The sequence below is a fragment of the Streptomyces mexicanus genome, from assembly GCF_902506575.1.
Classification (GTDB): Bacteria; Actinomycetota; Actinomycetes; order Streptomycetales; family Streptomycetaceae; genus Streptomyces; species Streptomyces mexicanus.
Genome location: NZ_LR732544.1, coordinates 1,663,431 through 1,670,149, shown reverse-complemented (window position 1 = coordinate 1,670,149; position 6,719 = coordinate 1,663,431). Strand labels below are relative to the sequence as shown.

4 protein-coding genes are annotated in these 6,719 nt (G+C 72.0%); all 4 read left to right on the top strand.

Annotation, left to right across the window (positions count from 1 at the left end; translation table 11 throughout):
- Window positions 1-807: SDR family NAD(P)-dependent oxidoreductase (locus GV126_RS07500; RefSeq protein WP_236569920.1), on the top strand; the 807-nt coding region annotated here is incomplete at its 5' end.
- 43 nt (window positions 808-850) lie between these two features.
- Entirely contained in the window at window positions 851-2,041 is a 1,191-nt protein-coding gene (locus GV126_RS07495; protein WP_159663819.1) for a condensation domain-containing protein, read from the top strand.
- Window positions 2,042-2,062: 21 nt separating this feature from the next.
- On the top strand, window positions 2,063-3,979 hold the full coding sequence (locus GV126_RS07490) for an amino acid adenylation domain-containing protein (RefSeq protein ID WP_159663817.1): 1,917 nt from the start codon (window positions 2,063-2,065) through the stop codon (window positions 3,977-3,979).
- A complete protein-coding gene (locus GV126_RS07485) occupies window positions 3,972-6,719 on the top strand; it encodes a beta-ketoacyl synthase N-terminal-like domain-containing protein (RefSeq protein WP_159663815.1) in 2,748 nt (915 codons plus the stop codon). Before GV126_RS07490 ends, GV126_RS07485 begins: the two co-directional genes overlap by 8 nt.

Sequence of the window (6,719 nt, the reverse complement as noted above, 5' to 3'; positions counted from 1 at the left end):
CCCCACCCGCCACGACTGGGAGTCACCGCCATGCCCACCGCCCTCGTCACCGGAGCCACCGCCGGACTGGGCAGCGCCTTCGCCCGTCATCTCGCGGCACGGGGCTACGACCTCGTTCTCGTGGCACGTTCCGAGACCGATCTCAAGGAGCGTGCCGAGGACCTGCGCGAGCAGGGAGTCGACGTCGAGATCATCCCGGCCGACCTGACCAGTGACGAGGGCTGCGGCGCGGTCACCGATCGCCTCAGGGCCGAGCCCGCCGTCGATCTGCTCGTCAACAACGCCGGCATCGGCTACGAGCGGCCCTTCCTGGCAACGGGCATCGCCGCCGAGGAGCGCCTGCTCGACCTCAACGTCCGCGCCGTCCTGCGGCTGACCGACGCCGCCCTGACCGCGATGACCGAGCGCCGTGCCGGAGCCATCCTCAACGTGGCCAGCGTCGCCGGACTCGGACCGGCCTGGCTCAGCTCCACCTACCCGGCCAGCAAGGCCTGGATCATCGCCTTCACCGAGTCCCTCGCCTCCTCGCACCAGGTCACTTCCGCCGGAGTGCGGATGACGGCCCTGTTGCCCGGCTACACCCGGACGGAGTTCCACCAGCGCGCGGGAATCCCCACCAGCTTCCCGCCGCCCTGGCTGTGGCTGAGCGCCGACGACGTGGTCCGTACCGCCCTGAAAGACCTCGAGAAGGGCACGGTCGTCAGCATCCCCAGCCTCCGCTACAAGATCGCCGCGTGGGGCCTGCGCCATCTGCCGCGCAGGCTCGCGCGCACCGTCGCCTGGGACATCAGCAAGCCGGCTCACTGACCGGCCCGTGAACACGAAGAGACGGACGAAGAGAGAAACCCGCATGACTGAGTGCCGCTCGGCACGGCCGGCCACTCCGGCGCAGCTCAAGCTCTACACCCACACCCAGCTCTTCACCAACAACGCGGCCTTCAACCTCGCCGGTGCCTACCGGATCACCGGCGACGTCGACATCGACCGGCTGCGCATCGCGCTCGCCCGGCTCGGCCGTGGCATCCGCGCCCTCAACACCGTCTTCGAACAACACAAAGGACAGGTCCTCGCCGTACACCGGCCCCGACCCGAGCCCCGTGCCGAGGACATCCCGCTGATCAGGCTCAGCGGCGACCAACGCGAGGAGGTCGCCCGGCGACTGGCCGAGCGCGCCGACACCCCGCTGCCGCCCGACGCCCCCGAGCAGTACCACTTCACGCTCTACCAGGACGACCACGCCGTCTACGCGGCCCTGCTGTTCTCGCACATCGTCCTGGACGGCTACTCCTACTTCAACTTCGTCGCGGAGCTGGAGCGGCTGTACGCCGACCCGGACGCCGAACTCTCCCCGGCCACCCAGGACGACCCCGGCGAGCTGGTCACCCCGCTCCCGCCGCGCCCCGACGCGGTGGCCTTCTTCCGCAAGCAGCTGGAACACCTCACCACCTTGGGCGACGACCGTCTCCAGGGCCGCCGCGCCCCCGACGGAGCCCTGCTCGGCGAGGAGCGGCGTCTGCGTCTGGACGGCGCCACCAGCGACCGCATCCGGCAGCAGGCCAAGGAACTCGGCTGCACACCGTTCTCCTACTTCCTGGCCGCCTACCTGGTGGCCTACGCCCGCTGCACCGGCGGCCGCCGGCTGGTCACCGGGCTGCCCCTGGCGGGCCGTCGCGGACTGCGCCAGAAGCAGGCGTACGGGTACTTCGTGAACACCCTGCCGCTGGCCGTGGACCTCACCGAGCACGACACCTTCGCCGACCTGTGCCGCTCGGTGCAGGCCACGACGACCGGCATGCTGCGCCACCAGAACTTCGACCTCGCCGCCGCGGCCCGCGAGGTCTGCCCCCGGGCCGTCGGCGGCATGCTCAGCACGGACAACACCTTCACCTACTACAAGGAGCCACTCCGGCTGCGCCTGGCGGGCTGCGAGGTGGAGTGGCTCATCCAGCCGCGGCGACTGGTCAAGTACCCGCTGTCCATGAACGTGGAGGACTTCGGCCACTCCTTCACCGTCAACGTCGAGTGCTCGCACGAGCAGTAGACCACCGATCCGCTGTCCGTGATGCGCACCGTCCTCGACAGCGTCCAGGCCGATCCCGCCCTCGCCCTCACCGACATCCCGGCGCTCTCCCCGCAGGCCGAGGCCCAACTCGACTACTTGGTCAACCCGCACGTGGCGCGCCCGGCGCACAAGGTCGACCGGTCCCTGGACGCCTGGTTCACCAAGATCGCGCACCGGCTCCCCGGCCGCACGGCGGTCGCCGCGGGCGAGGACCGGCTGACCTACGCCGAACTCGACGAGCTGTCCGACCGGATCGCGGCCCGGCTCGTGCGGGAGGTGCCCGGACAGCACGTGGGCATCGCCATGCGCCGGGGCACCGCGCTGGTCGCCGTGATCCTCGGCGTCCTCAAGGCCCGCAAGACCTACGTACCGCTGGACCCGGGCTCGCCCACCGCGCGCATCGAACAGATCCTGCGCAGCTTCCCCGACGGCCTGCCCGTCGTCGAGGACGAGGCGCGCTGGCACGGCCTCGGCACCACGGCCCTGCACGCCGACGACCTCCTCGCTCCCGGCCCGGCCGGACCGGCGCCCCGGCAGCCGGCCGACCCGGACGCTGACGCCTACGTCATCTTCACCTCCGGATCCACCGGCCGGCCCAAGGGCGTCCAGGTCACCCACCGCAACGTGATGCGGCTGCTGCGCGCGACCGAGGAACACTTCGGCTTCGGCCCGCGTGACGTGTGGAGCCTGTTCCACTCGTACGCCTTCGACTTCTCCGTCTGGGAGATCTTCGGCGCGCTGCTGTACGGCGGACGCCTGGCCGTCGTCCCCGAGACCGTCGCCAAGTCGCCCGACTCCTTCCGCGACTTCCTCGTGCGTGAGCAGGTCACCGTCCTCAACCAGACGCCGTCCGCCTTCGGCCAGCTTTTGAAGGTGCTGCGCCCGGAGGACCGCGACGCCCTCGCCCTGCGGTACGTCGTCTTCGGCGGTGAGGCACTGCGGTACGCGGCGCTGCAGCCCTGGTTCACGCTCATGGGGCGCCGCACCCGGCTGATCAACATGTACGGCATCACCGAGACGACCGTGCACGTCACCTACCACCCGGTCACCGAGCAGGACGCGCAGTACGAGACGGCCTCCGCCATCGGACGGCCGCTGTCCGACCTGACGGTGCGCGTCGTCGACGAGGACGGACACCTGTGCCCGCCGGGCGTGCCCGGCGAGATGATCATCGGCGGCGCCGGTGTCACCCGCGGCTATCTGGCCCGCCCCGAGCTGACCGCCGAGCGCTTCCCGGTGCGGGACGGCGCGGTCGTCTACCGCTCCGGGGACCTCGGCCTGGTCCGGCCGGACGGCACCCTGGTCCATCTCGGGCGCATCGACAAACAGGTCCAACTGCGGGGTTTCCGCATCGAGCTGGGCGAGGTCGAATCCGCGCTGCTGGCGCTGCCCGGCGCCCAGGAGTGCGCGGTGCGTCTGGACGAACGGGACGCGGACCATCCCTCGCTCGTCGCCTTCCTCGCCGGCCGAGGGCTGCCCGGCGACGCCGAGGTGCGCTCCGTGCTGCGTCGGCTGCTGCCGCCGTACATGATGCCGTCGAGCATCGTCCGCGTGGAGGCGCTGCCGCTGACCGTCAACGGCAAGGTCGACGACGGGGCCCTGCCCTGGCCGCCGTCGGCCGCCGACGCGGTGCCGGGGCCGGCCTCGGCAGCACAGTCCGCCTCCACCGCCGACACCGCCTCCACCGTCGACGTCGTCGAGGACGTCTGGCGCAGCGTGCTGCCGGCAGCGACGTTCGGGCCCGACGACAACTTCTTCGACATCGGCGGCTCGTCCATGCACGTCGTCGAGGTGCACCGACGGCTGCGGGAGCGGCTGGACGTCGACGGCCTGGAAATGATCGAGCTCTTCACGCACACCACCACGCGGCAGCTCGCCGCCCACATAGACGCCATACGGGGGAACACTCATGCCTGACCAGCCCGATCCCTTCACCGGCCCGATCGCCGTCGTCGGCATGGCCGGCCGGTTCCCGGGCGCCGCGAGCGTGCCCGAACTGTGGGAGCTGCTGCTGTCCGGAGGCGAGGCCGTGAGGCGCTTTTCCGCCGAGGAGATGACGAACGCCGGAGTCAGCCCGGCGGACGTGGACGCGCCCACCCGCGTGCCCTACGGCGCCGACCTCGCCGACGCCGACCTGTTCGACGCGGACTTCTTCGGCGTCACCCCGCGCGACGCCCGCCTGATGGATCCGCAGCACCGGGTGCTGCTCACCTGCGCCTGGGAGGCCGCCGAGGACGCGGGCCTGGTCACCGGGGGCGGGGCGAAGGTGGCCGTGTACGCGGCCGGGAGCCTTTCGACGTACCTGCTCTTCAACGTCCTGCGCTCGGCCGAGCACGCGGACGGCGCGCTGACCTACCCGGTGCTGCTCGGCAACGACAAGGACTTCCTCGCCACCCGCGTCGCCTACAAACTCGGCCTGAGCGGCCCCGCGATGACCGTGCAGACGGCCTGCTCCAGTTCCCTCACCGCGGTGCACCTGGCCTGCCGGGCCCTGAACGACGGCGAGGTGGACGCGGCGCTTGCCGGGGGCGTGAGCATCAGCTTCCCGCAGACCGCCGGTTACGACTACCAGGAGGGCGGCATCCTCTCCCGCGACGGGCACTGCCGGGTGTTCGACGCACAGTCCTCCGGCACGATCAAGGGCAACGGCTGCGGGGTCGTCGTCCTCAAGCGGCTGGCCGACGCCCGCCGTGACGGCGACCGGATCTACGCCGTCATCCGCGGCAGCGCCCTCAACAACGACGGCTCGGCGAAGATCGGCTACACCGCGCCGGGCACGGCGGGGCAGCAGGCCGTCATCCGCAGGGCGATCGAGGGCTCCGGGGTCCCGGGCGGCGACATCGGCTACATCGAGACCCACGGCACCGGCACGGCGGTCGGCGACCCGCTGGAGCTGAGTTCGCTCGCCGCCGCGCCCCGCGCCGCCGGCACGCCCGCCGAGGGCACCCTCATCGGCAGCCTCAAGGCCAACCTCGGCCACCTGGACGCCGCCGCGGGGGTCACCGGACTGATCAAGGCCGTGCTCGTGCTGCACCACCAGACGGTGCCGCCGCAGATCAACATCAGCGAGCCCAACCCGTTCCTCCAGCTGGACCGGCTGCCGTACGAGGTGCCGCGCGCCGCGGTCCGCTTCGACGCCGAGCCGCTGCGGGCCGCCGCGGTGAGCTCGTTCGGCATCGGGGGAACCAACGCGCACTGTGTTCTGGTGCAGGCACCCGCCGCCCCGCCCGCCGATCGGGACCAGGGGGCGACGCCGTACCCGATCGTGCTGTCCGCACGCGACGCCGGTGCCCTCGGCGACCTCGCCCGCCGGCTGCGCGCCCACCTCGACGAGCACCCCGGGATCCGGTTCGCCGACCTCGCGTACACCCTCTTCGCGGGCCGTACCCGGCAGCCGGTGGCGCACACGTTCACCGCCGGGGACCTCGACGAAGTGCGGGCGGGACTCGACGCGCTGATCGCCGACGGGGCCAACGGCCGACTCCCGGACGGTGACGTGGCGTTCCCCCTCGCCCGCAAGGTCGCCCTGCCGGGCCACCCCCTGCGCCCCCGGCGCCACTGGATCGAGCCGGACACCCCCCGGCCGGTCCGGCAGCAGCCGTCCACCGAGCGGCCGCCGGCCACACCGGTGCCGGGCTCCGTCACCACCGCGGCGGAGACCGGCACCGACGACGGCGTGCTGGAGCAGGTAACCGCCGTACTGGAAGAGCACCTGGGCGTCCGCGGGATCGCCCCGGAGGACGACTACCACGACCTCGGCGGGGACTCGCTGCTCGCCGTGGAGATCGTCAGTGTCTTCCGGAACCGTTTCGGCGTCACCCTGGACCTCGACGCCTTCGGCACCCTGCGCACCCCGAGCCGGATGGCCGAAGCCGTGCGCGCTGCCCGGGACGGGGAACCCACCGGACGCGGACTGGTCACGGTCCGCGAGGGCGACGGCGCACCCCTGTTCCTGGTGCACCCGGCGGGCGGCACCAACCTGCTGTACGTCCGGCTCGCCGAGGTCTCGCACTCCACCGTCCCGCTGACCGCGCTGTCCTTCCCCGCCGCCGGGACCGGCCGGCGTCCCGCGACCCTGCGCGACCTCGCCGCCCTGTACGTCGAGCGCGTCCGGTCGGTGCGGCCGCACGGCCCCTACCGGCTCGGTGGCTACTCCTTCGGCGGCAACGTCGCCTTCGAGATGGCCGTGCAGCTCCAGGCCGCCGGCGAACGGGTCGAGCCGGTGCTGATGCTCGACACCCACGTGCCCGAGAGCTACGTCGGCGGACGCCTGAGCCCTGGGGAGTTCGACGCGGCGTTCGACGTGCTGTCCGAACAGACCTCCCTGATGCGCGGCGTCGACGTCGACGTCCTGCGCGAGGAGGGTTTCCTGAGGATCTGGCAGGCCAACCACGACATGCTCAAGACCTACTACCCCGACCGCCCCTTCGACGGCGACATCCTGCTGCTGCAGGCGGAGGAGTCCGAGCCGGCGGAGCTGCTCGACGCATTGCGCATCAACGTGCGCGACAAGTCGCTGTGGCAGGACCACATCACCGGCCGGCTGCGGGTGCAGAAGGTCCCCGGCCACCACTTCACGATGTTCGAGGACGGCGAGCGGATCACCGCGCTGGCCGCCGCCTTCGACGACGCCGTCGCCCAGTACGGGGAGCGGTGA